This window comes from Sphingomonas sp. PL-96 (genome assembly GCF_020707215.1).
Classification (GTDB): Bacteria; Pseudomonadota; Alphaproteobacteria; order Sphingomonadales; family Sphingomonadaceae; genus Sphingomonas.
Genome location: NZ_JAJFET010000006.1, coordinates 49940 through 74038 on the forward strand (window position 1 = coordinate 49940; position 24099 = coordinate 74038).

The 24099-nt window shown below is 69.1% G+C and carries 23 protein-coding genes and 1 tRNA gene; 19 read left to right on the forward strand and 5 right to left on the reverse strand.

Going from position 1 to position 24099, the window contains the following annotated elements; all coding sequences use genetic code 11:
- Positions 1-28 precede the first annotated feature (28 nt).
- From LK533_RS11955 to LK533_RS12015, 13 genes are all read left to right on the forward strand, one after another.
- On the forward strand, positions 29-580 hold the full coding sequence (locus LK533_RS11955) for a head-tail connector protein (protein WP_229363199.1): 552 nt from the start codon (positions 29-31) through the stop codon (positions 578-580).
- Positions 577-792, forward strand: a complete 216-nt coding sequence (locus tag LK533_RS11960; protein WP_229363200.1) for a hypothetical protein — start codon at positions 577-579, stop codon at positions 790-792. Before LK533_RS11955 ends, LK533_RS11960 begins: the two co-directional genes overlap by 4 nt.
- Entirely contained in the window at positions 789-1190 is a 402-nt protein-coding gene (gp17, locus tag LK533_RS11965; protein ID WP_229363201.1) for a tail completion protein gp17, read from the forward strand. Before LK533_RS11960 ends, gp17 begins: the two co-directional genes overlap by 4 nt.
- Positions 1191-1205: 15 nt before the next feature.
- Positions 1206-1613, forward strand: a complete 408-nt coding sequence (locus LK533_RS11970; protein ID WP_229363202.1) for a phage major tail protein, TP901-1 family — start codon at positions 1206-1208, stop codon at positions 1611-1613.
- Positions 1610-1927, forward strand: coding sequence for a gene transfer agent family protein (locus LK533_RS11975; protein ID WP_229363203.1), 318 nt, complete (start codon positions 1610-1612; stop codon positions 1925-1927). Before LK533_RS11970 ends, LK533_RS11975 begins: the two co-directional genes overlap by 4 nt.
- Positions 1924-2124, forward strand: a complete 201-nt coding sequence (locus LK533_RS11980) for a phage tail assembly chaperone (protein WP_229363204.1) — start codon at positions 1924-1926, stop codon at positions 2122-2124. Before LK533_RS11975 ends, LK533_RS11980 begins: the two co-directional genes overlap by 4 nt.
- Positions 2117-2680, forward strand: coding sequence for a tail tape measure protein (locus LK533_RS11985; RefSeq protein ID WP_229363205.1), 564 nt, complete (start codon positions 2117-2119; stop codon positions 2678-2680). Before LK533_RS11980 ends, LK533_RS11985 begins: the two co-directional genes overlap by 8 nt.
- A gap of 21 nt (positions 2681-2701) precedes the next feature.
- Positions 2702-4990, forward strand: coding sequence for a DUF2460 domain-containing protein (locus tag LK533_RS11990; RefSeq protein WP_229363206.1), 2289 nt, complete (start codon positions 2702-2704; stop codon positions 4988-4990).
- Complete coding sequence (locus LK533_RS11995; protein ID WP_229363207.1) at positions 4987-5805, forward strand: DUF2163 domain-containing protein; 819 nt, start codon at positions 4987-4989, stop codon at positions 5803-5805. Before LK533_RS11990 ends, LK533_RS11995 begins: the two co-directional genes overlap by 4 nt.
- Positions 5802-6203 carry a peptidoglycan endopeptidase gene (locus tag LK533_RS12000; protein WP_229363209.1) on the forward strand — a complete coding sequence of 134 codons (402 nt, stop codon included), beginning with the start codon at positions 5802-5804 and terminating at the stop codon, positions 6201-6203. Before LK533_RS11995 ends, LK533_RS12000 begins: the two co-directional genes overlap by 4 nt.
- Complete coding sequence (locus LK533_RS12005) at positions 6203-8353, forward strand: phage tail protein (RefSeq protein ID WP_229363210.1); 2151 nt, start codon at positions 6203-6205, stop codon at positions 8351-8353. Before LK533_RS12000 ends, LK533_RS12005 begins: the two co-directional genes overlap by 1 nt.
- Before the next feature lie 12 nt (positions 8354-8365).
- Positions 8366-8875, forward strand: coding sequence for a DUF2793 domain-containing protein (locus tag LK533_RS12010; RefSeq protein WP_229363212.1), 510 nt, complete (start codon positions 8366-8368; stop codon positions 8873-8875).
- Positions 8876-8981: 106 nt separating this feature from the next.
- Positions 8982-10076 carry an OmpA family protein gene (locus LK533_RS12015; protein ID WP_229363214.1) on the forward strand — a complete coding sequence of 365 codons (1095 nt, stop codon included), beginning with the start codon at positions 8982-8984 and terminating at the stop codon, positions 10074-10076.
- Between the two features lie 229 nt (positions 10077-10305).
- Here LK533_RS12015 and LK533_RS12020 read toward each other — a convergent pair whose 3' ends face one another.
- Positions 10306-11052 (reverse strand): YgfZ/GcvT domain-containing protein, encoded by a 747-nt coding sequence (locus LK533_RS12020; protein ID WP_229363216.1) that lies wholly within the window; start codon positions 11050-11052, stop codon positions 10306-10308.
- A gap of 43 nt (positions 11053-11095) precedes the next feature.
- Between LK533_RS12020 and LK533_RS12025 the strand changes: the two genes are divergently transcribed.
- A complete protein-coding gene (locus tag LK533_RS12025) occupies positions 11096-12421 on the forward strand; it encodes a dihydroorotase (RefSeq protein WP_229363217.1) in 1326 nt (441 codons plus the stop codon).
- Between the two features lie 61 nt (positions 12422-12482).
- Here LK533_RS12025 and LK533_RS12030 read toward each other — a convergent pair whose 3' ends face one another.
- Positions 12483-13223 carry a DUF1134 domain-containing protein gene (locus tag LK533_RS12030; protein WP_229363219.1) on the reverse strand — a complete coding sequence of 247 codons (741 nt, stop codon included), beginning with the start codon at positions 13221-13223 and terminating at the stop codon, positions 12483-12485.
- A 163-nt stretch (positions 13224-13386) separates the two neighbouring features.
- Between LK533_RS12030 and LK533_RS12035 the strand changes: the two genes are divergently transcribed.
- The 5 genes from LK533_RS12035 (at position 13387) to LK533_RS12055 (ending at position 20443) form a co-directional block, all read left to right on the forward strand.
- Positions 13387-13479, forward strand: a tRNA-Ser gene (locus tag LK533_RS12035).
- Between the two features lie 265 nt (positions 13480-13744).
- Complete coding sequence (locus tag LK533_RS12040; protein ID WP_229363220.1) at positions 13745-16570, forward strand: TonB-dependent receptor; 2826 nt, start codon at positions 13745-13747, stop codon at positions 16568-16570.
- Entirely contained in the window at positions 16567-17967 is a 1401-nt protein-coding gene (locus LK533_RS12045) for a metallophosphoesterase (RefSeq protein WP_420705858.1), read from the forward strand. The genes LK533_RS12040 and LK533_RS12045 overlap by 4 nt, the downstream gene beginning before the upstream one ends.
- A 63-nt stretch (positions 17968-18030) precedes the next feature.
- The gene (locus LK533_RS12050) at positions 18031-18297 is read left to right on the forward strand and encodes a hypothetical protein (protein WP_229363224.1); all 267 of its coding nucleotides are present in this window, start codon (positions 18031-18033) and stop codon (positions 18295-18297) included.
- Between the two features lie 109 nt (positions 18298-18406).
- Positions 18407-20443 carry a glycoside hydrolase domain-containing protein gene (locus LK533_RS12055; protein ID WP_229363225.1) on the forward strand — a complete coding sequence of 679 codons (2037 nt, stop codon included), beginning with the start codon at positions 18407-18409 and terminating at the stop codon, positions 20441-20443.
- Positions 20444-20468: 25 nt separating this feature from the next.
- On the opposite strand, the gene LK533_RS12060 is transcribed toward LK533_RS12055, so the two are convergent.
- From LK533_RS12060 to LK533_RS12070, 3 genes are read right to left on the reverse strand one after another with little or no spacing between them, the layout of a single operon-like run.
- Positions 20469-21833, reverse strand: a complete 1365-nt coding sequence (locus LK533_RS12060) for an ABC transporter permease (protein ID WP_229363226.1) — start codon at positions 21831-21833, stop codon at positions 20469-20471.
- Positions 21830-23251, reverse strand: coding sequence for a DUF3526 domain-containing protein (locus LK533_RS12065; protein ID WP_229363227.1), 1422 nt, complete (start codon positions 23249-23251; stop codon positions 21830-21832). Before LK533_RS12065 ends, LK533_RS12060 begins: the two co-directional genes overlap by 4 nt.
- Positions 23248-23997 (reverse strand): ABC transporter ATP-binding protein, encoded by a 750-nt coding sequence (locus tag LK533_RS12070; RefSeq protein WP_420705853.1) that lies wholly within the window; start codon positions 23995-23997, stop codon positions 23248-23250. Before LK533_RS12070 ends, LK533_RS12065 begins: the two co-directional genes overlap by 4 nt.
- Positions 23998-24099 lie beyond the last annotated feature (102 nt).

Consider the following 24099-nt stretch of genomic DNA (forward strand, 5'->3'; position numbering starts at 1 on the left):
TCCTGCCCAACAGTGACGGAGCTGCCCTATGGAGACGCCACCCATCCCGGAGGCGGCGATCGCTGCCGCCTGCGCGGCCGCCCTCGCCCATTTGCGCATGGCGGCGACCAACGAGGCGGCGGTGCTGGAGCAGGCCGCCGCCACTGCCTTTGCCGTGTGCGAGACGTTCACCGGGCATGCGCTGATTGCGCGCGACTGGCAGGCGGTGGTGCCGGCGGCGGCGAGCTGGACACCGCTGCCGGTGCAGCCGGTGACGGCGATCACCCGGGTCGAGGGCCTGCCGGCGGAGGGCAGCGCCTTTCCCCTGCCGGCCGGAAACCATGCGATCGACCTTACCGCCGATGGCGTCGGCTGGGTGAAGGCGATGCTTCCCGGGAGTGCGGGACGGCTGCGCATCTGCTTTCGTGCGGGGCTGGCGGAGGCTTGGGAGACGCTGCCTGCGCCGATCTCGCAAGGCATGGTGCTGCTGATCGCGCACTTGTTCGCAAGCGGCAGCGCGGGCGGGGAGCCGCCGGCTGCGGTGGCGGCGCTGTGGCGGCCGTGGCGGCGACTGCGGCTGGCGCCGGAGGTGAGGCGATGAGGGCGCGGCTGCTGGCGCGCGGCGAGGCGGCGGGTGCGAGGGCGGTCGCGGCGGCGGTGGCGCGGATCGGCGATGCCGCGCGGGAAGGTGCCGCCGGGCTGCGGGGCGTTGGCGTCGAGAGCGACGAGAGTTCCGTGACGATTTCGGGGCGCGGGCTGTGGCGGCGACGGATCGAGGATGCGCGCGTGCGCTGGCTGGGAGCGGAGCGATGAGCGCGCAGACGGTGCTGGGCGAGGCGCTGGTCGCCGCCCTCAACGCGCATTCCGGAGTGACGCGGGTGGTAACGGCGGTGTTCGACGCGCCGCCGGTGCGCGCGGCGCGGCCTTATGCGGAGGTGGCCGAGGCGCTGCTGACCGACTGGAGCACCAAGGACATGGCGGGGCGCGAGGGGCGGATCGCGGTCGTGCTGCGCGACGCCGGGGAGCGGCCGGTGCGGCTGCGCGACCTGGCAGGCGAGGTGGATGCGGCGGTCGAGGCGCTGCCGCGCGACTTGGGCGAGGGATGGCGGATCGCGAGCCTGGTGCCGGTGCGAAGCCGCATCGTGCGCGAGGGCGACGGGCTCTGGGCCGGGACCAACGAATATCGGGTGCGCATGCTGCGGATGCAGTGACAAGGGAGACGGAACATGGCGGCGGAAAAGGGAAGCGCGTTCCTGCTGAAGGTGGGCGACGGCCAGGTGCCGCCCGGCTTCACCACGGTGGCGGGGCTGCGCACGACGCAGCTGTCGATCAATGGCGAGGCGGTGGCGATCACGTCCAAGGATTCGGGCGGGTGGCGCGAGCTGCTGTCGGGCGCAGGCGTGCGATCGGTGAGCGTTTCGGGCGCGGGGGTGTTTACCGGATCGGCGGCGGAGGTGCGGCTGAAGAGCAATGCACTGGCGGGCACGATCGACGATTATCGGCTGAGCTTCGAAAGCGGCGAGACCATGACCGGACGGTTCCTGCTCACCCGCCTGGATTATGCCGGTGATTACAATGGCGAGCGCAGCTACACGCTGGCGCTGGAAAGCTCCGGACCGGTGGTGTCGGCATGAGCGGGGAACCGGCGAATCCGGTGCGCGGCGAGGCGGAGCTGCGGGTGGCGGGCGAGCGGCTGGTGTTGCGGCCGAGCTTTGCCGCGCTGGTGGCCGCCGAGGGCGAGCTGGGGCCGCTGTTCGCGCTCGTGGAGCGGGCGGCGGCGGGGAAGCTGTCGCTCGGCGAGCTGGTGGCGCTGTTCTGGCACTGCCTGCGCGAGCGGCCGGAGGCGCTGACCCGAGAGGTGCTGGGCGAGGCAGTGGTTGCAGGCGGGCTCGCGGCCGCCACTCCCGCATTGCGGCAGCTGCTGGCGCAGATTCTGGGCGGGCGGTGAGCGAGCGTTTCGCCGACGCCGCGGTGCGGCTGGCGGGGTTGGCGGGGCTGTGGTTCGGCTGGAGCCCTGACGCTTTTTGGCGGGCTACGCCGGCGGAGCTTGCGGCGTTGGCGACTGCCCTGGGCGGTGATTCGGGCACGGCGCCGCCCGATGCGGGCACGCTGGCCCGGCTGATGGAGGCATTTCCCGATGGATGAGGAAATCGAGCGGCTGGTGGTGTCGGTGCGCGCCGACACGGCCGGCTTCGCACGCGACGTGGCGACGATGCAGAACAGCCTGGACGGGCCATTCGCGAGCGGCGTGGACAAGGCCGGTCGCGCGCTGGAGACGACGCTGGTGCGGGCGGTGCGCAGCGGCTCGATCGGCTTCGAGGATCTGGGCCGGATCGCCAACCAGGTGCTGGGCGAGATCGCGGCGAGCGCAATGCACAGCGGGCTCGACACGTTGCTGGGCGGCGCGGCGAGCGGGGGCGGGCTGCTTGGCTCGCTGCTGGGGCTGGTGTCGGGAGCGCCGGGGCGCGCCACGGGCGGGCCGGTCAGCCCGCAGCGGCCCTATTGGGTGGGCGAGCGCGGGCCGGAGCTGTTCGTGCCGACCAGCAGCGGCAGCATCGCCACGGCGCAACCCGCCGGCGGGCGCGACGTGCGGGTATCGATCTCCGTCAATGCCGGATCGGGCGACACGCCGCGGGCGCTGGCGCAGTCGAGCCGGCAGGTGGCGCGCGCGGTGAAGGCCGCGCTGATCGACATCGACTGAGCCCCGGGGCGGAGAAAGCACATGGGATATTGGTTGGCGCGCGAGCGGACCGTGCAGGCGGAGGACGTGCTCACCCGCTTCGATCCGCGGTTCTGGACGGTGAACTTCCCGCGGCCGATGATGGCGTCGGTGGTGTCGACCGCGCCCGATGCCTTGCGGGTGGATGCCGTCTTCTATCGTGCGGACGACTTGGCGGGGCTGATCTGGGAGTCGGAGGATCGGCACGATCATCCGCTGCTGGGCTATGCGACGCAGCGCGACTACCGACGCTGCCGACTGCGGTTTCGGTGGCGATCGGGCGGGGTGATGCCCCTGGATGCCGTGCATGGCCCGGTGCTGACGATCGAGGGGCGCGACGCGGCGGGGGTGGCGCGGTCCTGGTACGTGCGGCTGTGGAACCATGCGACGGGGACACCCGAGGATGCGGTGGTGGAGATCGACTTCGCCACCGTGATCGGCGGATACGAACTGCCGCAGGATGCGGACCCGGTCTGGGCGGGGGACGTCGACCGCATGTTCGTATCGCTGGTGGCGCCGGGTTATTCCGGGGCGGACGCGCTGCTTCCCGAGCCGGTGGAAGGGTGGGTCGAGGTGTCGGGCATCGACTGCGACGGACCGGACTCCGTGCTGGCGATCGGCGCGGCCGTTGTGCCGGAACATGGGCTGTCGATCGCGAGCGGCTATGACGACAGCTATCACCTGACGCCTGCGCGATTGCTGCGCAACGTGCTTCACCTGGGGTATCGCGGCAGCATCGTCCATTATGTGGGGATGAGCCATTATTTCCGGCTCGAGGCGAACAGCGGTGGTCTGTTCGCGAGCCTTGCCGGAGGCGTGCTGAACGCGCCCTGCGTGGCGTGGCACCGGCAGTTTGCCGCGGAGGCCAAGGCGCTTGGCTATGGCGTGATCTGGTCGCTTTCGTACGAGTTGCTCGACCAGCATTGCTGGGGTGACTGGAAACAGCGTGCGGCGGATGGGACGCCTGCGCTGACAGGGTGGGAGCCGCCGTCGGCGCTGCTCTCACCGGCGCATGCTCGCGCCATGGCCTATCTGCAGGCCGTGGCGCGAGCATTCGTTGCGATTGGTGCGGAAGCCGGACTGGCGATGCGGTTCCAGGTGGGTGAGCCCTGGTGGTGGGTGATGCCGGACGGGCGGCCCTGCCTGTACGACGACGCGGCGCGGGCGGCGCTGGTCCCGGTGCCTGTAGCAACGGTACGGGGGCCGCTGGATGCGGAGCAGACGGCGCTGCTCGACCGCGCCGGCGCGCTGCTCGCGGCGTCGACTGCGGCGCTGACAGGGGCGGTGCGGCAGGTGGAGCCGGGGGCGGAGACGCTGCTGCTCGCCTATCTGCCGACGGTGCTGGATGCCGCCGCACCCGAGCTCAAGCGCGCGAACCTGCCGATCGGCTGGGCGTCGCCCGCGTTCGATGTGCTGCAGCTGGAAGACTATGACTGGGCCGCGCCTGGCAACACGGCGGCGACCGCGCGAGGCGTGGCTGCGGCCGAGGCGCGGCTGGGCTATCCGCCCGAGCGCCAGCAGTATCTCGCAGGCTTCGTGCTGCGGCCGGAGGATGCCGGGCAGTGGCAGGCGATCGATGCGGCGGCGGAGACCGCGCGCCGGCGGGGCGTGGCCGCGACCTTCCTCTGGGCGCTGCCGCAGGTGATCCGCGACGGCTTCGTGCATTTCGATGAGGGGGAGGATGCGATGCAGGCGTTCGACGACGTGCGCTTTCCGCTGGCGCTTGGCCGCGAGGCGGAGGTGGCGCCAGAGCTGTCGACGGCGATCGTCACGAGTGCCGGCGGCATGGAGAAGCGCAACGCCGACTGGGCGGAAGCGCGGACCCGCTATGACGTGGGGCCGGGGGTACGATCGGAAGCAGACATTGCGACGCTGCTCGCGTTCTTTCGGGCGCGGATGGGCCCGGCGCGGGCGTTTCGGCTGACCGACCCGTTCGACCATGCCTCTGGCGAAGATGTCGCGCCAACGGACCAGGCGATCGGCGTGGGGGATGGCGTCGCCACCGCCTTCCCGCTGCGCAAATATTATGGCGAGGTGGCGCGCCGGATCACCCGGCCGGTGGCGGGCAGCGTCCGGGTGGCGGTGGATGGCGTGGAGAGCCACGCCTTCTCCATAGAAGCGGGCGGAGTGGTCGCGCTGGATGCGGCCCCGCCCGCGGGGGCGGTGGTAACGGCCGGGTTCCGCTTCGACGTGCCCGTGCGCTTTGCCGAGGATCGGCTGACGGTGAACCGCGCGACCTTTCGCGCCGGGGCGGCGCCGTCGGTGCCCCTGGTCGGGGTGCGTGAGGTATGAGTGCCCCCGAGTGGCTGGAGGGCAGCCTCACCACGCTTGCATTGTGCTGGCGGCTGGAGCGGCGCGACGGTGTGACCATCGGCCTGACGGCGCATGATCGCGAACTGACGATCGACGGTCTGCGCTATCGCGCGGCGCCGGGCATGGTGCCGTCCGCGATCCGGCGGACGGACGCGCTGGATGCGGACAGCATGGAGGCGAGCGGGCCGCTTTCCGCCGAAGCGATTGCGGAAGCCGACCTGCTTGCCGGGCGATGGGACGGGGCGAGGATCACCGTGACGGCGGTGGACTGGACCAATCCGGTGGCGCCGCTGGTGCTGGGCACGGGCACGCTGGGCGCCGTGGAGACCAGCGGCGGCGGGTTCACGGCGGAACTGCGTGGGGTGCTCGCGGCGCTGGAGCGGCCGGTGGTGGAGGAAACCTCCCCAAGCTGCCGCGCGCGGCTGGGTGACAGCCGATGCCGGGTGGCGATGGGCGGGCGGCGGCGGTTTGCGCGGGTGGTGGCGATCGACGGATGCAGGCTGACGCTCGACGGGGACGAGCCGGTGGCGGACGCCTATGGCGCCGGGCGGCTGCGCTGGTTCGGCGGGCCCAATGCCGGGTTGGAGGGGGCGGTTGCCTCCTCCGAGGGTGCGACGGTGACGCTGGAGCGGGCGCCGGCGCTGTCCGTGGCGGCGGGTGACCTGGTGGAGCTGGTGGAAGGCTGTGACAAGCGGCTGGAGACCTGCGCCGGCCGGTTCGGCAACGCCGTCAACTTTCGGGGCGAGCCGTATCTGCCGGGGATCGACCTGCTGACGCGCTATCCCGGCGCATGACGCGAGCGAGCATCGTGGCGGCCGCGCGCGCGGCGGTCGGCAGCCGGTTCCGACTGCATGGCCGCAACCCGGCACTGGGGCTCGACTGCGTCGGGTTGGTGGCGGTGGCTTTGGGCGGCCGGAACGTGCCGGCCGACTACGCCCTGCGCTCCGGTGATACGATGCGGGCCGAAGCGGCTTTAAGGGAAGCGGGTCTGCGCCCGGTGAACCTGGCGGACGCGGGCGACGTGCTGCTGCTGCGCGCCGGGCCGGGGCAGCTGCACCTGGCGATCCGGAGCGAAACCGGGATCATTCATGCCGATGCGGTCCTGCGCCGCGTGGTCGAGCGGCCGGGAGCGGTGCCGTTCGCGCTGGTGAGCGCATGGCGCTTCCCCGGCCGAGAGGAGGGAGAGGGCTGATGGCGACGTTGGTGCTGACGGCGGTGGGGGGTGCGGTCGGTGGCCCGATCGGGGCGGCCCTGGGGGCGGCGCTCGGGCGGACGGTAGATGCCAGCCTGTTTGCGCCCAAGGGGCGGCAGGGCCCGCGGCTGACCGAACTGGCGGTGCAGACCTCTTCCTATGCGACCCAGATCCCGCGCCTGTTCGGGACCATGCGCGTGGCGGGATCGGTGATCTGGGCGATCGACCTGGTGGAGGCGCGCAGCAGCGATGGAGCCGGCAAGGGCCAGCCGAGCGTGACCAGCTACAGCTATTCGGCGAACTTCGCGGTGCTGCTGTCGGGGCGGCCGATTCTGGGCGTGCGCCGGATCTGGGCGGACGGCAAGCTGCTGCGGGGTGCTGCCGGCGACTGGAAGACGCAGACCGGGTTCCGCCTGTACCTGGGCGGCGAGGATGAGCAGCCCGACCCGCTGATCGCCGCGGCGGAAGGCATGGCACACACCCCGGCGCATCGCGGCTGCGCCTATGCCGTGTTCGAGGGGCTGCAACTGGCGGACTTCGGCAACCGGATCCCCTCACTCACCTTCGAAGTCGAGGCGGACGCGGGGGCGGTGGCCTTGGGCGGCATCGTCGAGGAAGTGAGCGGGCGCGCGATCACCCAGGGCGAGGCAAGCCTGCCCCTGATCGGCTACTCGGCGCAGGGGGACAGCATCCGCGCCGCAGTTGAGGGGCTGCTGAGCCCCGCGGGCTATTGGATCGGAAGCGACGGAATCCGCGGAGAGCCCGGGGCTGCCTGCCCGATCGAAGATGCGGCAGCGCGCGCGGCAGGCGAAGACGGCGGGCGCGGCATGCGCACGATCGCCGCGAGCGACCGCGCCCCGGCCGAGGTCACGATCGGCTATTATGATGCCGCGCGCGAGTATCAGACCGGGGTGCAAAGGGCGGTCCGCGCCAGTTCGAGCGGACGCGCGCAGCGGATCGAACTGCCGGCGGTGCTGGAAGCGGCGCAGGCGCGCGCCCTGGCTGAGCGGGCCGTTGAAGCGTTGGACCTCCAGCGGGAAACCCGGCGCGTGTCGCTCGACTGGCGGCATGCCGCGATCGTGCCAGGCGACCGGGTCGTGTTGACGGGAGAGGCTGGCCAGTGGCGGGTCAGCAGCGCGACCCTGGATCGCATGGTCGTGGTTCTGGACCTGCATCGCATCGGAAGTGCGGCGCTGTCGCCGCGCAACGCGTCGAGCGGCCGGGTGAGCCCGGCTTCGGATGCGGTGCACGGGCCGACGCTGATTGCGGGGTTCGAGCTGCCGCCGCTGGCCGGAGCGGGGGCTGTGCCGCAAGTCGCGATCCTGGCGGCGGGCCTGCTGCCGGGATGGCGGCGTGCCGCGCTGCTGGCGAGCGAGGATGACGGGCAGAGCTGGCAGGCGATCGGCGGCACTGCGGCACCGGCGGTGCTGGGGACGCTCACCGGGCTTGCTGAAAGGGTGCCCGCGACGCTGGAGGACCGGCGGTCGGTGATGGAAGTCGAGTTCGCCCATGACGAGGCGGCGCTGGCGGGTGCGGATGCTGCGGCGCTCGATCTGGGTGCGAACCTGGCGCTGGTGGGCGACGAGCTTCTGCAGTTCGGCGGGGCGACGCAGGTGGCGCCGCGCCGCTGGCGATTGCGGCGCTTGTGGCGCGGGCGGCGCGGCACCGAAGCCGCGATCGGTACCCAGCAGATTGGCGACGGATTCGCGTTGATCGAGGCGGATGCGATCCGCTGGTTCGAGCCGCGGCGGATTGGCGCTGGGGTGCATCTGAGGGTACGCGCCGTGGGGATCGCGGGTGACGCGGAGGGTGCCAGCACCGAAGTGCCGGCAACCGGCTGGTCGCTGTGCCCGCCATCGCCGGTCCATATAGCGGCCGACATGCAGGCCGGAGCTATCGAGCTTCGCTGGGTGCGGCGCAGCCGCGACGGCTGGTGGTGGCGCGATGGCGTCGAGGTTCCGCTGGCCGAGGATGCCGAGGCCTATTCGGTCCGGCTGTTCGGGGTGGACGGGAGTCTTGGCGACTTCCTCTCCGCCGCGCCGCACATCCGGATCCCGGCAGACGGGATCGCGACAAGACCCGTGCGGATCGAGGTACGCCAGATCGGAACACACGGCGTCTCTGCGCCTGGGGTTCTTCCGCTTTCCTAACCGGAGGTTTGCATGACCGACCTGACCCCTCGCCTTTCCCTGCCGATGCTGCATGCGGGGCAGGCGCAGAAAGAGATCACGCACAACGAGGCGCTGTTCGCATTGGATGTCCTGCTCCATTCGGAAGTGGAAGGTGTGGGCCAGAACGAACCGCCTGTGGCTCCAGCGGACGGCCAATGCTGGATTGTGGGCAGTGCGCCAGTGGGCGCCTGGGAAGGGCAGGCGGATCGCATCGCCGCCTGGTCCGAAAGCGGCTGGCGCTTTCTTCGCAGTTGCGAAGGAATGCTGCTGTGGAGCCGGCATGATGCCCAGCCGATCCGAAGGATTTCAGGCAGTTGGCGCCTGGGTGAGCTGCGTGGTTCGGTGGTGACGCTGGGCGGCATGCAAGTGCTGGGGCCGCAGCAGCCAGCAATTGCTTTTCCGGAGGGCGGAAACGTCGTAGATGCCGAAGCGCGAACCACGCTCGCTGTGCTGCTGAACACACTCCAGCAGCATGGACTGGTTGCGCGCAACGCGGAATAGCTGTTGCAGTTCCGCAACAGTGGCAGTTTTTGTTCGCTTGCGCGGAAACAATGGCCGAAGTAGTGGGTTTGCGCTGTCCGTAGGACAACCATGAAAGGGGAATAGAATGCGGAAGCTTGCCGTCACATTGGCGCTCGCGACCACTGCGCTTTCGGCTCCCGCCCTTGCACGCGACAACGCGTGGTATGTGGGCGTGGAAGGCGGCGCGATGATCGTCGAAGACATCGACTACGACCTCACCGCACCGGCCGGCGGCACCACCACCGTTGACCATGACTATGGCTATGACGTTGGCGGCCTGATCGGCTACGACTTCGGCGCGTTCCGCGTTGAAGCCGAAGTCAGCTATCGCAGCGCGACTGTTGACAGCCTCCGCTCGACCGCAGCCATCCCGGCGTACGGCCCGGCCGGCGGCCTGTCGTCGGTTACCGCAGGCGACTATGACGCAGGCGGCAGCACCTCGGCGCTGTCGTTCATGGCGAACGCCATGCTCGACTTCGGTGAAGACGACGGCGTGTCGGGCTTCGTCGGCGGCGGTGCCGGTGTCGCTCGCGTCAAGGCGAACGACTATCGCGTCAACGAGAACGGCTCGTTCCTCGACGACTCCGACACCGTGTTCGCTTGGCAGGCAATCGCCGGCATCCGCGCGCCGCTGTCCGAGAACGTCGATGTGTCGCTGAAGTACCGCTTCTTCAACGCTCAGGACGTCAACCTCGTCGACGTCACGGGCAATGGCTATGATGCGCGCTTCCGGTCGCACAGCATCCTGGGCGGTCTGACCTTCAACTTCGGTGAGCCGGCTGCTCCGCCGCCGCCGCCGCCGCCGCCGCCTGCGCCGGTCGAGACGGTTTGCACCCCGGGGCCGTACATCGTGTTCTTCGAGTGGGACAAGTCGGACATCACGCCGGAAGCGGCTGGCATCCTCGACAACGCCATCTCGAACTACCAGTCGTGCGGCAACGCGCAGGTCATGCTGGCCGGTCATGCCGACCGTTCGGGCGCGGCCTCGTACAACGTCGGCCTCTCGCAGCGTCGTGCGGATGCAACCCGTGCGTACCTCGAGGGTCGCGGCATCCCGGGTGGCGTGATCTCCTCGGAAGCGTTCGGCGAAGGCCGTCCGCGCGTCGAGACCGCCGACGGCGTGCGCGAGCTGCAGAACCGTCGCGTGGAAATCACCTACGGTCCGGGTTCGGGCATGTAATTCGACCTCTTGGTCGAATGGAAATTGGGGAGGTCGGGCAACCGGCCTCCCTTTTTCTTTGTTCGAAGACCGGAAGCCCCGTCCGCTTGATGCCCGGCCGGGTGCCTAGCGGCGAAAAGCGAGGTGCTGTGAGGGTCCCCGCTAGCCGCGTCGGTGGTGGTTTTCCGGGTGGCCGCGCTTGTAGCACCCGCCGCCCAGCCTCGGTTCGGGAGCTGCGCCCCCGAATACATCAGGTGGTGCTCGCCTCTGCCTCTGCTCCGAGCGCGTCTGCCAGCCATTGCGGCACCATCGCATCGCCAAGCGCCTCGACCCGCCGATGTTCCACCATCAGCGCCAGGTCTGGATAGCAGGCGCGAGTCCGATCGCCTGGGTTCCCAAGCGGCGCCACGACGAGCCGCCGGTTCACCTTGGACCGGTGATGCATGCGGGCAGTATTCTCCTGCCCGACGTAGCAGCCTTTGGTGAAGCTCACGCCATTGAGCTCACGCGCATTGCATTCCAGCCAAAGCGTCTTGTCCTGACCGAGCTCGGCTACGCCTTCCGTGATGCCCAGGCTCAGGCGGTGGGCAAGCCAGCCATCCGCCGGCGTGGACACGGGCGCAAGCCAGCGGTGGCCGAGTTCCGCGAGCCGGGGATCCGGCGCACCTTGCGCGCCATCAATGCTCCAATGAACACCCCCGGAAACCGGCTCGATGGTGATGGGACGCCGTAGCCGGTAGAGCGCCAGCCGCCGCGCGAGCGCTTCCGCCTCGCTTGCCTCGCAGTCGATCAGCACTGCCTCCCCATCGTCCCAGAGCAGGAAGTCGAACAAGGCTTTGCCCTGTGGCGTCAGCAGTCCCGACCAGCGCGGCGCCACCGGCGTGAGGGTCAGCACGTCCTGCGTGAGCAGTCCCTCGAGGAAAGGACGTGCTTCCGCTCCACCGACGCGGAGCAACGCGCGGTCGGCAAGCCATGTGCCGGGTCTGGTTTCCATCATACGGGCAAGGTAGGAGGGCGACCCAGCAGACGAAAGGGCGATCGTGGCAAGCTTTGACCTGAAACTGGCGGGCGGCACCGTCCATCTGCCCGGCGGCCCGGCCGCAGCCGACCTGTGGGTGCATGACGGCCGGGTGGCGCAGATCGGCGGCACGGGCGATGCGGGCGAGGTCGTGGACTGCACCGGGCTGGACGTGCTGCCGGGCGTCATCGACACCCAGGTGCACTTTCGCGAGCCGGGTCTGGTCCACAAGGAGGACCTGGAAAGCGGCAGCCGCGCAGCGGTGCTGGGCGGCGTCACCGCGGTGTTCGAGATGCCGAACACCAATCCCAACACCGACAGCGCCGAGGCGATCGCCGACAAGCTTGCGCGCGCGCGCAACCGCATGTGGTGCGACCACGCCTTCTACGTGGGGGCGACGGCCGGCAATGCCGAGCAGCTGGGCGAGCTGGAGCGGCTTCCCGGCACCGCGGGCGTCAAGATCTTCATGGGGTCGTCGACGGGCAACCTGCTGGTCGACGATGACGCCAACCTGCTGCGCGTGCTGCGCTCCGGCCATCGCCGGGTGGCTATTCATGCCGAGGATGAGGATCGCATGAACGCGCGCGCCGGCGAGCGCATCGCCGGCGATCCGCGCTCGCACCCGGTATGGCGCGACGACGAGAGCGCGCTGATTGCGACGCGGCGCATCCTGCGTCTTGCGCGCGAGGCGGGACGGCGCATCCATGTGCTGCACGTCACCACGCCCGCGGAGCTGGAACTGCTTGGCCAGAACAAGGACGTGGCGTCGTGCGAGGTGACGCCGCAGCATCTGACCCTGGCGGGCGAGGAGGCGTATCCGCGACTGGGCACCCATGCCCAGATGAACCCCCCGATCCGGTCGGGCGCGCATCGCGACGGGCTGTGGCACTGGCTTGGCCAGGGCGTGCCGGACGTGATCGGATCCGATCACGCGCCGCACACGCTGGAGGAAAAGGCCAAGCCCTATCCCGCGAGCCCCAGCGGCATGCCCGGCGTGCAGACGCTGTTGCCCCTGATGCTGGACCATGTCGCTGCCGGCCGCCTTACCCTGCAGCGGCTGATCGACATGACGAGCGCGGGGCCGCAGCGGCTGTTCGGGCTGGTGGGCAAGGGGCGGATTGCGGTCGGCTATGATGCCGACTTCACGGTCGTCGACCTGAAGAAGCGCTGGACGATCGAGGAGCCGTGGTTGGCCTCGCGTGCCGGCTGGTCCCCGTTCACGGGCATGGAGCTGACCGGCAAGCCGATCGGCACGATCGTGCGCGGGCAGCAAGTCATGTGGGAAGGGCAGCTCGCCTCCCAGGCCGGCGGTGCCCCGCTCCGCTTCGACGCGGTGGATTTCGGTTGATCCTGTAGCAAGGGCCGCGGGATCGCTCCCGCGGCCCTTGCTGATCAGGCGGGGCTGCCCGTCAGAAGGGCATCCACTTCGCCTTTTCGCTGAACTTCATATAGCCGATGTTGGCGCCGAGCCGCCAACCGACGCCCAGCCGCACCGGGATCAACACCACGTCCCCCCGCCGCAGGTAGCTCGCAGAGAAGCCGCCGACGAAATAGGCGCGTCCCTCTGCCTGCGGGAAGCGATGGTAGAGTTCCTGCGAGTCGTAGAGGTTGTAGACCAGCACGAATACCTTGGTCGCATCGCCGCCGACGTCGAAGCCGACCGAGGGGCCCGTCCAATACACCGGACGCTGTCCCTCAACCCGGTGGCTCATCACCCCCGAGCCATAGCGCAGGCCGACCACAAAGGCGCCCGCCGCCTCTCGGCCGGCAATATAGGCGTTGGGCTTTCCCTGATCCTTGAGGATGTTCTCGAGGATGCCGGCAAGGCCTTCCGCGCCCTTGCCGAACACCCCCTCTGCCGCGTTGATCAGATCCTCGCGTTCATAGGTGTTCGCCGATGCCATGGTTGCGCCCGGAGCCGCGGGCGCTGGAGCGGCCGGGGCAGGAGCCCGCTGCGCCGGATCGTCGGACTGGGGCGCAACGGACGTGTCCGGCTCGGGGGCAGGCGCCGCCTGCGGCTGCTGCGGCGCCGGAGCGGTATCCAGGTCACCGTCGATCGCCTCGTTCGGGTCAACGGTGCGCATCTGCGCGGCCGCGGGCGTCGCCATCGCGACGGCAACGCTCCCCAGCATCAGCCAAAACCTACGCATGTCACTTCCCCGCTTATCAACCCGGACCCTCTATCCGCGCCTGCCGCTTGCGCTGCAATGAATGGCGCGGTGAGCCGAGTCCTACACGCGCTCGAAAAGCGATGCGACCCCAGTTGATCCCGGCCCACATGCTGTCTATAGCCCCGCCCTCAGAGCCGTTCCCGGAGACGTGGGTGAGTGGCTGAAACCAGCGGTTTGCTAAACCGCCGTACCGGGATTACTGGTACCGAGGGTTCGAATCCCTCCGTCTCCGCCAAAACTGCCTGAATCACTACATTTCACCGAGCCGCAGCCACCGGCCGCGCTGGTCGTGTGTCCTGCGCGGCTCTGCCCCTTTTTGTGCCGCCCCCACGCGCGCGGCGGCGCTTGGGCGGGCGTCCGATCAGTTGAGGCAGATACCCGGCACCTTATCCGTCATGTGAGAATCTTCCCGGATCCCGCGCCCTGACGAACCCACTGCAACAGTGATGTCACAAAAGGGACGCAGTGGCGCCACCGAACAAGGGGTTCGGGGAAGTATCATGGCGAGAGTTTCGGCGCGGCTGCGCCTTCTGCTGGGTTCGGCACTGTTGGTCGCGCCTGTTGCCGCATTCGCAGGCCAGGTCGCGGGCACGGTTTCGGACGCGAGCGGAACCCGCACGCTGGCCAGCGCAGAGGTGACGCTGGTCGAACTCGGCCGCAGCGTCGAGGCGGATCGGGAAGGCCGCTACCGCTTCAGCGACGTGCCGGCCGGCACCTATACGCTGCGCGTCCGCTATGTCGGGGCCGAGCCGGTTGAAATGCCGATCACGGTCGATGCGAGCGGCGACCTGACCCAGGACGTTTCGGTTGGCGGCAACGATACCATTCTGGTGACCGGGCAGCGCGCGAACCTCGCCAGCGCGCTCAGCCGCCAGCGTGGCGCGGACGGCGTTGAGAGCGTGCTGACCCGCGATTCAATCGGCCAGTTCCCTGACCAGAACGTCGCCGAATCCGTGCGTCGCGCCCCCGGCGTCAACGTGCTGAACGATCAGGGCGAGGGCCGCTTCATTGCGGTCCGCGGCCTCGACCCGTCGCTGAACGCCGCGTCGCTGAACGGCGTCCGGGTGCCCGCGCCGGAGGCGGACACCCGCTCGGTCGCGCTCGACGTGGTCGCGTCGGAACTGATCGAGTCGATCGAGATCAAGAAGTCGCTGACCCCGGACATGGATGCCGACACCATCGGCGCCTCCGTCGAGATCAAGACGACCAGCGCGTTCGACCGCAAGAAGGACCTGCTCGCCGCGTCGATCGAGGGATCGTACAACAACTATTCCAACGAGGTGACGCCCAAGGGCAGCGTCAACTTCTCGACCCGCATCAGCGACAATTTCGGCGTGTCGGGTGGCGCATCCTATTACCTGCGCAAGTTCGAGACGGACAATGTCGAGATGGACGGCTGGAACGTCGACGATGCGGGCAACGGCTTTGCCGACACCGTCGAGTATCGCGACTATGATGTGCGTCGCCTGCGCACGGGCGGTTCGCTGTCGTTCGACTGGCGGCCGAGCGACACCACCACGCTGTACGCCCGCGGTATCTACAATCGCTTCTCCGACCAGGAGGATCGCCGCCGCCTGATCTTCGAGATGGACGAGGATCCCGCCACGTCGACGGGCAGCACGGCCAGCTTCGACAGCGCAGACGGCCGGATCCGGGTGGAACGCGACCTGAAGGATCGCTTCGAGAAGCAGACCATCCAGTCCTACAGCGTCGGCGGCGAGACCAACACGGGCCCGTGGCGCCTGCAATATTCTGCGGCATGGTCCCGCGCGTCCGAGCTGGAGAACGGCTCGATCGACCCGATCACCTTCCGCCGTGACTTCGAGGGTGAGGAAGGCGACGACCTGACCGTCGGCTTCGACTATTCCAACTATCTGCTGCCCAGCTTCACCGTCGGCGGCGCCAGCGCGGCCGAGTTCAGCGATCCCAGCGCCTATGCGTTCGACAGCTTCGATCGCACGACGCTGAGCCGATCGACCGATCGCGAGTGGAATTTCCGCGGCGATGTGACTCGCAGCTTCGCGCTGGCGGAAGGCAGCTTCGACGTCCAGTTCGGCGGCAAGGCCCGGCTGCGTCGCAAGCAGTACGACCTGAACGTCGACACGTTTGACGGCTATGACGGCGACTTCACGCTGGCCGACGTGGTGGGAGGCCAGACCTATCGGCTCGCGGAGCTTGGGCCGGTCGTCGCCAAGAAGGGCGAGCGCGGCTTCCTCGACACGAATGCGGGCGGGTTCGAGCTCGACACGCTGGGCTCGGCGTTCGCCTCGGTGGTCGAGGATTATCGCGTCGATGAGGACATCTACGCGGGCTATCTGCTCGGACGCTACCAGTCCGGGCCGCTGCGGATGATCGGCGGCGTGCGCATGGAGCACACGCGCAACGACATCAACGGCAACACCGTCACGCTGAACGAGGACGGCGAAGACGACGAACAGCTGATCGTCACGCCCAACCAGATCCGCCGCAGCTACACCGACTGGCTACCGAGCGCCCTGGTTCGCTATGAGGCGACCGATCAGGTCGTGCTGCGCGCGGGCGTGTTCAAGAGCCTGGTACGCCCCAGCATCGGCCAGCTCGCCCCGCGCTTTTCCGTCGAGCGCGATGGTGACGATGCCGAAGGCGCGTTCGGCAATCCCGACCTGAAGCCCTATCGCGCATGGAACGTGGACCTGGGCTTCGAATGGTATTTCGCCAGCGCCAGCGTGCTGCAGTTCGGCGTGTTCGCGAAGGACATCAAGGACTACATCACCACTGTGACGTTCGAGGGCGACGACGCGCCCTATAACGGCAGCTATCGCGGCATCGCCTTCACCGAAGCCGACATTCCGCTCAACATGGGCAAGGCCAAGGTCCGCGGCATCGAAGTCGCTTATTCGCAGGCCTATACCATGCTCCCGGCACCGTTCGATGGCCTGCTGACCAACTTCAACTACACCTTCACCGACGGCCATACGCAGACGTTCGACGGGGACACCGGGGGCTTGCGCGACATTCCGCTGCCCGCCTCGTCCAAGCACACGTTCAACGCCGTGCTCGGCTATGAAAAGGGGCCGATCAGCCTGCGCCTGGCTGGCACCTATCGCGACAAGTACCTGGACGAGGTGCAGGCAGTCGCGGCCGAGGACCGCTATGTGCGCGAGCATTTCCAGCTGGACGCCAGCGCGCGCTTCCGCCTGACGCCGAACGTCCAGCTGTTCGGCGAGTGGGTGAACATCAACAACGCGAAGTACGTGGCCTATCAGAACGCACCGATCACGCGCCGCCTGCTGCAATATGAAGAATATTCCTACACGCTGAAGTTCGGCGTGCGGGCGAACTTCTGATGCGGGTGTTGTGGGTCGCAGCGGCGCTGCTGTCGGCTGCTCCCGCCCTTGCCCAGGCACCGGCGACCTCGGCGGTGCCGCGCACGCCGGGGCTGCCCTATGCTCCGCGCAACCTTCCCGACCGGATCGTGCTCACCGCGGGCGCCGACCCTGCGCACGAGATGGCAGTCGCGTTCCGGACCGACCGGAACCAGGCGACTGCCGAGGCGCAGATCGCGGTCGCCGTCGACGGCCCGACGCTGGAGCGGCAGGCACGCACGCTTTCTGGCACCACCCGGTCGATCGACAGCGCCAACGGCCCTGCCAACTATCATCAGATCCGCTTCACCGGCCTGGAGCCGGACCGGACCTATGCCTATCGTGTGAAGGGGGCAGCGGGCTGGACCGAATGGTTGCAGTTCCGTACTGCCGCTGATCGGTTCCGCCCGTTCCGCTTCCTGTATCTGGGCGATACCCAGAACGGCATCCTGACCTATGCCGCGCGCGTGATCCGGCAGGGCTTTGCCGAGGGCAGGATCGCGCTGACGGTGCATGCCGGCGATCTTGCCGCCCAGCGCGACGACCTGGACCATGACGACGAATGGGGCGAGTGGAACCAGGCGGGCGGCTACAACTACAGCCAAATCCCGCAGCTGCCGGCGACCGGCAACCACGAATATGTCGACCACATGCTCCCCGACGGCCGGGAAAGCCGCAAGCTCGGGCCCTATTGGCCGCTGCAGTTCGCGCTGCCGGCGAATGGCGTCGACCCGGTCAAGGCGACGACCTATTTCGTCGACTATCAGGGCGTTCGGTTCGTGATCCTGGACGGCACCGCCGCGCTCGACCTGAACGCGCTCGACCAGCAGACCCGATGGCTGGACGCGACGCTGGCGGCGAGCACCGCCAAGTGGAATGTCGTGCTGTTCCACCAGCCGATCTTCACCTGCGCGCGGCCCAACGACACGGAGAAGCTGAAGGCCGCGTGGAAGCCGATCTTCGACCGCCGTCGCGTCGACCTGGTGCTGCAGGGCCATGACCATTGCTACAGCCGCCTGACCGCCGAGGCGGGCCGGGAAGCCGGGCGCGCGGCGCGAGCCAAGGGGGCGACGCAGGGGCCGGTCTATCTCGTCTCAGTCACCGGATCGAAGATGTACGGCCTGAACGACCGGGCGCGCACCCAGCCGGATCGCACGGCCGAGGATACCGAGCTGTTCCAGATCGTCGACGTGGACGCCGGCAAGCTCCAGTTCCGCACCTATACCGCCAGCGGCACGCTGTACGACGGGTTCGACTTGGAGCGCGGCAGCGACGGCCGCAACCGGTTGAAGGAACTGCCGGACACGCTGCCGCGGGTGCGGACCTGCACGGGCGAGGTTGGTCCCGACGGCGGGCCGTGCCTGGGCCGCGCGAAATAGCGGCAAAGGGGGTGGTGCCCGCTTCCGGAAAGACACAGGGCCCCTCTTGCGCTACGGTCGGGCATGGACTTCGACCAACTGCTCGTGCGCTTCTTCAACACGGAAGATCTCGCCACCCTGTCGCCGGCGGAAGTTTCCGACGGCCTGGAGCGCCTGCGGATCGAGTTCGGCCTGGAGCAGGACAGCGGCCGTCGGTTCGCGCTGTGGTGCCTGATGTACATGCTGGGCGCGGCGCCGGACCTCGACGTGGCGTTCAAGGACGCGGGCGACCGGGAGGCTGCACGCGACTTCATGGACGCGATCGATCGCGAGATGGAAGAAGACGACTAGCCGCCTGTGCCCGGCCCGTGCAGCATCGCTGCCGGAAGCGCGGTAGTTTCCGCTGGTCCGCTACCGTTTCGGCTCGCGCGACCTGGCCGCACTCCGTAGAGGCTCACGCATGATCCGCACGACCCTCGGCCTCGCCCTGCTCCTGTTCTCCACGGCTGCGGCGGCGCAGCGTTCGGCGGAGCCGGTCGACCTCGTCGATCCGTTTGTCGGCACCTCGGGCGACCATGGCCAGCTCACGCCTGCCGCGACCGGGCCCTATGGCATGGTCCAGTTGTCGCCGGACACCCGTCCGGCCGAACACGCCGGCTATGACTTCGCCGCGACCCAGCTGACCGGCTTCTCGCACACCCGTGCGGTGGGGGTGGGTTGCGGCGGCGGCGGCGGCGACCTTCACGTGGCGGTCGGCTATGCGGGCGATGCGCCGCTGTGGCGCATGGACAAGGCGTCGGAGAAAGCGGCGCCCGGCTGGTATCGGGTGCGCTACGGCAGCGGTATCACCGCAGAGCTTGCAGCGATCGGGGCCGCAGGCATTTCCCGCTTCACCCTGCCGCGCGCCGGAACCGTGCGCGTCGTGCTGGATCCGCGGCACGGCTATACCAAGCGCAAGAGCGCCGAGTGGACGGGGACCGCGGCCCGGGACCTGCGCGGCCGGATGTCGGCCGGCACGGTGTGCGACAACGGCACCTATCACTTGGCCTTCGCCGCTGCGTTGACGCTGAACGGCAAGCCAGTGACGGCCGCCGCCATCCCGCTTGCCGGTGACAAGCTTGCCTTCGACCTGCCGGTCGCGGCGGGTGCGCAGGTCGAGTTGCGCACCGGGCTGTCGGTAGTCGACCCACAATCGGCGCACGGCGTGCTGGACGCGATGATCGGCCGCCGGACGCTGGAACAGGTTCGCGCCGGCGCGCGCACCGCCTGGGCAGCCGAACTGGGCCGAGTGCGCGTTCCCGGTACCGGCGAGCGCGCCCGGCTGGTCTATACGCACCTGTTCAGGGCAATGCAGACGCCGGCGCGGATCGACGACATGGACGGCCGCTATCGCCGATCCGACGGCACGCTGCACCAGGTTCCGCGCGGGCACCATCGCTATGCCGGCTGGGCGGTCTGGGACAATTACCGCACCCAGCTGCCGCTGATCGGCCTGCTCGACACCCCACGCGCTGCCGACATCGCCGCGTCGCTGGCCGAGCTCTACATGGCGGGCAAGGCGCAATGGGCGACCCAGCACGAACCGTTCATCACCGTGCGCACCGAGCATGCCGGCATCGCGCTGCTCGACTTCCGGCGCAAGGGCATCGGCGGGTTCGACGCCGCACGCGTGCTTCCGCTGATGGTGGAGGAACTGCGCGGGCTGCCGCGCGAGACGCCCGACCAGCAGATCGAAACCGCCTATGACGCCTGGGCTGCCGCCGAGCTTGCGCAGGACCTGGGCCAGTCGGCGTTGTCGCAGACACTGCGCGCCGATGCACTGTCCTACCGCCCGATGTGGGAAAAGGTGTTCCGCGAGATCGGTCCCGATTCCGACACGGTGAAGGCGCGCGGGCTCTACCAGGGCACGCTGTGGCAATATCGCTGGGCGCCGGTGTTCGACCTCGACTGGGTGGTGAACCAGGGCCTTGGCCGCGCACGCTTCAACGCCGAGCTCGCGCGGTTCTTTGACGAGGGGCTGTTCAACATGACGAACCAGCCCGACATCCAGGCACCGTTCCTGTTCGCGATGACGGGCCAACCCCAGCGCACGCGGGAGTTGGTGAATACCATCCTCCACCAGCCGATGGACCATTGGTACACCAATGCCGGCAAGCGCCCGGCGCCCTGGCATGGCCGCGCCTTTGCGCTCGACCCGGTGGGCTATGCGGATGGAATGGACGACGACGCGGGCGGCATGGCGTCCTGGTATGTGTGGGCGTCGCTGGGCCTGTACCCGCTGGCGCCGGGCAAGCCCTTCTACGTGACCACGCCGCCCGCGTTTGACCACGCCGAGGTCCAGCTGGGGAACGGCCGCCGCCTGGTCGTCAGGACGACAGGGGCCGCGCGAGCAGGGGCATGGCAGATGCGTTGGAACGGGCAGCCCTTGAAGGGCTATTCCGTGGACCATGCACTGATCGCGCAAGGCGGAACGCTGGAGTTCGTCTTCCGCGACTAGTTGCCGCCGCTGCGACGCAAAGGCCTCACGCGCGACCGGTGCCGCTGATCCGCCCGACCCGGACGCCGCCGATCGCGAGCAGCAGCGCGGCCGCGATCAGCAGCGCCAGCAGCGACGCACTCGGAAGCGAGCCCGACGGAGCGCGTGGCGTGTACGCCGGGATCCGGTCGAAATCGGCGCGGGTGAACGGCCGGTCGGCGAACAGATAAGGATAGAAGAAGCGCCGCAGCCGATCGTGGAACGCGGCGATGCTGTCCTGATAGGCGAACTGGCCGAACGGATCGGTGTCGGCGATGCGGTGCAGCACGCCCTGTGCCGCGACCCCGGGCAGGATCGTGCCGGCGCGCGCAGTCCAGGTCTCGCGCGCGGTCAGGCTGGCGCGATAGGCGGCGGCGTCCCCCGCGACCGCCTCGTCACCGACCTGGTGCATGGCGAAATACCACTTCCAGTGGAATCGGCCTTCGAATCCCTCGCGCCCGCGCCACTCGGGATGGCGGACAAAGAAGCGTGCGAAGGTGTCGGCCTTCGAAGTGTCCCACCCGTGGTGGACGATCTCACGCTGGGCGAGCGTCACGTCGATGCCCTTGCCCGTCGGGATGGCGCGCGCGATCGCCGCATTGGCGAGCGTCGGGAACACCAGGGTGAGCAGGATCCAGCAGCCGATCAGCGACGCCGCCGCGGTGGCGGACGCCCGCACGATGCTGCCGACCAGCAGCGCCACACCGAACCAGAAGCCGAGGTAGAGGGCCGCCGCCAGCAGCATCGCCACCGCACCCCCTACGGGCGCGGTCGTGACCAGCGCGCCGACCAGGAACGGCAGCGACACTGCCCCGAAGCTAAGGGCGAAGCGCAGCCCGATCCGCCGCCGCCACAGGCCACGCCCGGGCATCGACAGCAGGAGGCGGAGGCGCCCGCCCTCGCGCTCGCCGGTGACCAGGTCATGGCTAAGGGCGATCACGATCACCGGGGCGAGGTAGACGAGCACGAACGCCCAGTCGAAGACGCCGGGCAGTGCCAGCTCGGCGTTGATCGCCTCTGCATCATAGAGCTGCTGTTGCAGCCCCAGGGCGCGGACGCGCAGCACGAACGGCTGGATGTCGCGCTGGCCGATCGCAGCAAAGGCGAGCAGCGGGGGTGCGTCATGGGTGAGGAGGAAGCTGTAATAGGCGGCGTAGCCCGCATCGCCGTCCGGCTTTCCGTACGCATCGGCGACGGCGGCGAAGTCGCGTGCCTGCTCGGCCGTGACGCGGGCGATCGTCGCCTCCTGCCTCTCCATCTGCGCGATGCCGGACCAGACGGCGAGCGAGGACAGTGCCAGCAGAAGCGCAAGCGCAAGGACCCCGAGCGGCGAGCGCAGGATCAGGCGGAGTTCGGCACGAACACGGCTCACTGGGCAACCTTTCCGATGCGTCGGGCGGCAAGCGCCGCCAATATGCCCAGGCCGACCAGCCATCCGAGCAGGACGGCAAGGCTCCACCCGATCGTGTCCGGTTCGGCGCGCAGGGGGTCATGCGGGCGATAGGCGAAGCGCGGCACCCGCTTCCAATTTTCGGCCGACACGCGCGGATCTTCCCCGCCGATGTGCGGGATCAGCTCGGCCTGCATGCGATTGAGCGTCTGGACGAAGCGATAGCGAAACGTCTCGGCCTGGTTGAGGAAGTCGAGATGCGCGGCAGGGCCGCTGGCGGTCAGCGTCATCGACAGCTGGCGCATGGCGATCAGCGGGCTGACGGCGGCAAAGCCGTGCACGAAGCGGTTCTGCGTCGCCTCGCGCGCGGCGATGTCTGCCGCGGCACGGGCATAGAGCTCGGTGGACAGGCGTTCGCCCTCCATGCCGACCAGCCCGGCATATTGCACCGGCAGGTCTTCCACCCGCGTCACGCCGTAGCGCGCCAACGTGCGTCGCTTGAAATCGGCAAAATAAGGGTCGTCGGGGTTGTGGCTGTCGCCGATGCTGGCGAGGTCGCGGTGCAGCGCCACCTCGGTCTCGATGCGGGTCGGCAAGGTGGCGCGGCTCGTCGCCACTTCGGGCAGGGCGCGGGGCAGCAAGATCACGCCCACCATCCACAGCCCGATCAAGGCCGCCAAGGCATCGCGCGAGCGCCGTGCCCATGTCGAAACGAGCACCGACAAAAGCGCCCAGAGCAGCAGCCAGGCGGCATAGCCCAGGATCAGCAGCAGCGTAGCGCCCCAGGGGGCTGCGCCCGTGGCCGCAAAGCCCAGCAACACGGCAAAGGCGGGCACCCCGATCGCGAGCGCCACCACGCCGTGGCCGAGCAGCTTGCCGGCGAGCAGCGTGCGCCCGCGGACCCCTTGAGCGAGCAGCAGGCGCAGCGTGCCGCGCTCGCGCTCCCGCGCGACGCTGGTAAAGCCAAGGAAGATCAGCAGCAGCGGCGCCAGCGTCTGGAGCACGAACGCCGGGGTCAGCTGCCCGAAGCGCAGCAGCAGCGACGACTGGCGCGCCTCGGCAAAGTTGGCGCTGTTCTGGCGATGGCCTTCCAGGAAAATGGTGTTGCCGGTGTAGCTGTCGACGCCTGCGTCGAAGAAGGCGAGGGGCGCGATCGGCCGGAATACGAACTGGCCGTAATGGACCATGCGGTGCGGGTGGCGGTCGGGCTGGCGATCGAACTCCGCATCGACGCTCGCCTGATAGCGGGCGCGATCCGCCTCGATCCGCGCGCGCCGTTCCAGGCTGACAAAGCTCGCCACCAGCACCAGCGCGACCAGGAGCACGGTCGCGATCACGCCGGCGCGGTTGCGCAGCAGCCCGCGCCACTCCTCGCGCGCGATCCGCGTCGCGGCACTCATGCAGGCACCTGCGGATGCGCATAGCGCGCGTGCAGCGCGTTTAGGTCGAACCGCGTATCGCCGACGGCCGCCACTCGCTCTTCCTCGATCCGGCCTGCCGACAGGAAGCCGATGCGATCGGCGATGTCGACGGCGCTCAACAAATCGTGAGTCACCATCAGGATGGCGACGTCGCGCGCCCGTGCGGTGGCGAGCAGGCGGTTGAACTCCAGCGTCGCCTGCGGATCGAGGCCGGAGGTCGGTTCGTCGAGCAGCAGCACCGGCACATGCCGCGCCAGCGCCAGCGCGATCGCGACCTTTTGCCGCATGCCCTTGGAAAAGCCGCCGACGCGCTTGTCCCAGGCGTGGCGCGGCAGCCCCACCGCGTCGAGCGCCGGGTCGATCACCGCGTCCCGCCCGCGCTCGGCATCGGCGAGGCCCAGGAAATAGTCGACGTTCTCGCGCGCGCTCAGATGATCGTAGAGCGCGACGCTTTCCGGCACATAGGCGAGCAGCGCACGTGCCTGGGCTGCTTGCGTGACCGGATCGATGCCGCAGATCCGGACCGTGCCCGCTGCGGGCTTCAGGAAGCCGAGCAGCGTGTTGAGCGTGGTCGACTTGCCGGCACCATTGCCGCCCAGCAGCGCATAGACTTCGCCCCTGCCCACGGTGAGGTCGAGGTCGCGCAGCACCATGCGATCGCCATAGCTGTGGCGCACCCCGCGGATCGCAATGGCTGGCTCGGAAGCGGGAATGGTGTCGATCAACGGTTCGCCCTTTTTCGATCTTGCGCTGCAGCACGTCGCCTTTATGAGACGGTGTAACATGACGCAACCCTGTCGCAGAGGCAGGGGCGGATCAGCTAAATG

What these genes read in the sequence shown, in the direction of transcription:
- LK533_RS12055 (WP_229363225.1), top strand. Translation starts at nt 18,407, where the DNA reads ATGATCCGCACGACCCTCGGCCTCGCCCTGCTCCTGTTCTCCACGGCT.
- LK533_RS11970 (WP_229363202.1), top strand. Translation starts at nt 1,206, where the DNA reads ATGGCGGCGGAAAAGGGAAGCGCGTTCCTGCTGAAGGTGGGCGACGGC.
- LK533_RS11975 (WP_229363203.1), top strand. Translation starts at nt 1,610, where the DNA reads ATGAGCGGGGAACCGGCGAATCCGGTGCGCGGCGAGGCGGAGCTGCGG.
- LK533_RS11985 (WP_229363205.1), top strand. Translation starts at nt 2,117, where the DNA reads ATGGATGAGGAAATCGAGCGGCTGGTGGTGTCGGTGCGCGCCGACACG.
- LK533_RS11995 (WP_229363207.1), top strand. Translation starts at nt 4,987, where the DNA reads ATGAGTGCCCCCGAGTGGCTGGAGGGCAGCCTCACCACGCTTGCATTG.
- LK533_RS11960 (WP_229363200.1), top strand. Translation starts at nt 577, where the DNA reads ATGAGGGCGCGGCTGCTGGCGCGCGGCGAGGCGGCGGGTGCGAGGGCG.
- LK533_RS12010 (WP_229363212.1), top strand. Translation starts at nt 8,366, where the DNA reads ATGACCGACCTGACCCCTCGCCTTTCCCTGCCGATGCTGCATGCGGGG.
- LK533_RS12050 (WP_229363224.1), top strand. Translation starts at nt 18,031, where the DNA reads ATGGACTTCGACCAACTGCTCGTGCGCTTCTTCAACACGGAAGATCTC.
- LK533_RS12015 (WP_229363214.1), top strand. Translation starts at nt 8,982, where the DNA reads ATGCGGAAGCTTGCCGTCACATTGGCGCTCGCGACCACTGCGCTTTCG.
- LK533_RS12005 (WP_229363210.1), top strand. Translation starts at nt 6,203, where the DNA reads ATGGCGACGTTGGTGCTGACGGCGGTGGGGGGTGCGGTCGGTGGCCCG.
- LK533_RS12000 (WP_229363209.1), top strand. Translation starts at nt 5,802, where the DNA reads ATGACGCGAGCGAGCATCGTGGCGGCCGCGCGCGCGGCGGTCGGCAGC.
- LK533_RS12065 (WP_229363227.1), bottom strand. Translation starts at nt 23,251, where the DNA reads ATGAGTGCCGCGACGCGGATCGCGCGCGAGGAGTGGCGCGGGCTGCTG.
- gp17 (WP_229363201.1), top strand. Translation starts at nt 789, where the DNA reads ATGAGCGCGCAGACGGTGCTGGGCGAGGCGCTGGTCGCCGCCCTCAAC.
- LK533_RS12030 (WP_229363219.1), bottom strand. Translation starts at nt 13,223, where the DNA reads ATGCGTAGGTTTTGGCTGATGCTGGGGAGCGTTGCCGTCGCGATGGCG.
- LK533_RS12020 (WP_229363216.1), bottom strand. Translation starts at nt 11,052, where the DNA reads ATGATGGAAACCAGACCCGGCACATGGCTTGCCGACCGCGCGTTGCTC.
- LK533_RS11955 (WP_229363199.1), top strand. Translation starts at nt 29, where the DNA reads ATGGAGACGCCACCCATCCCGGAGGCGGCGATCGCTGCCGCCTGCGCG.
- LK533_RS11990 (WP_229363206.1), top strand. Translation starts at nt 2,702, where the DNA reads ATGGGATATTGGTTGGCGCGCGAGCGGACCGTGCAGGCGGAGGACGTG.
- LK533_RS12040 (WP_229363220.1), top strand. Translation starts at nt 13,745, where the DNA reads ATGGCGAGAGTTTCGGCGCGGCTGCGCCTTCTGCTGGGTTCGGCACTG.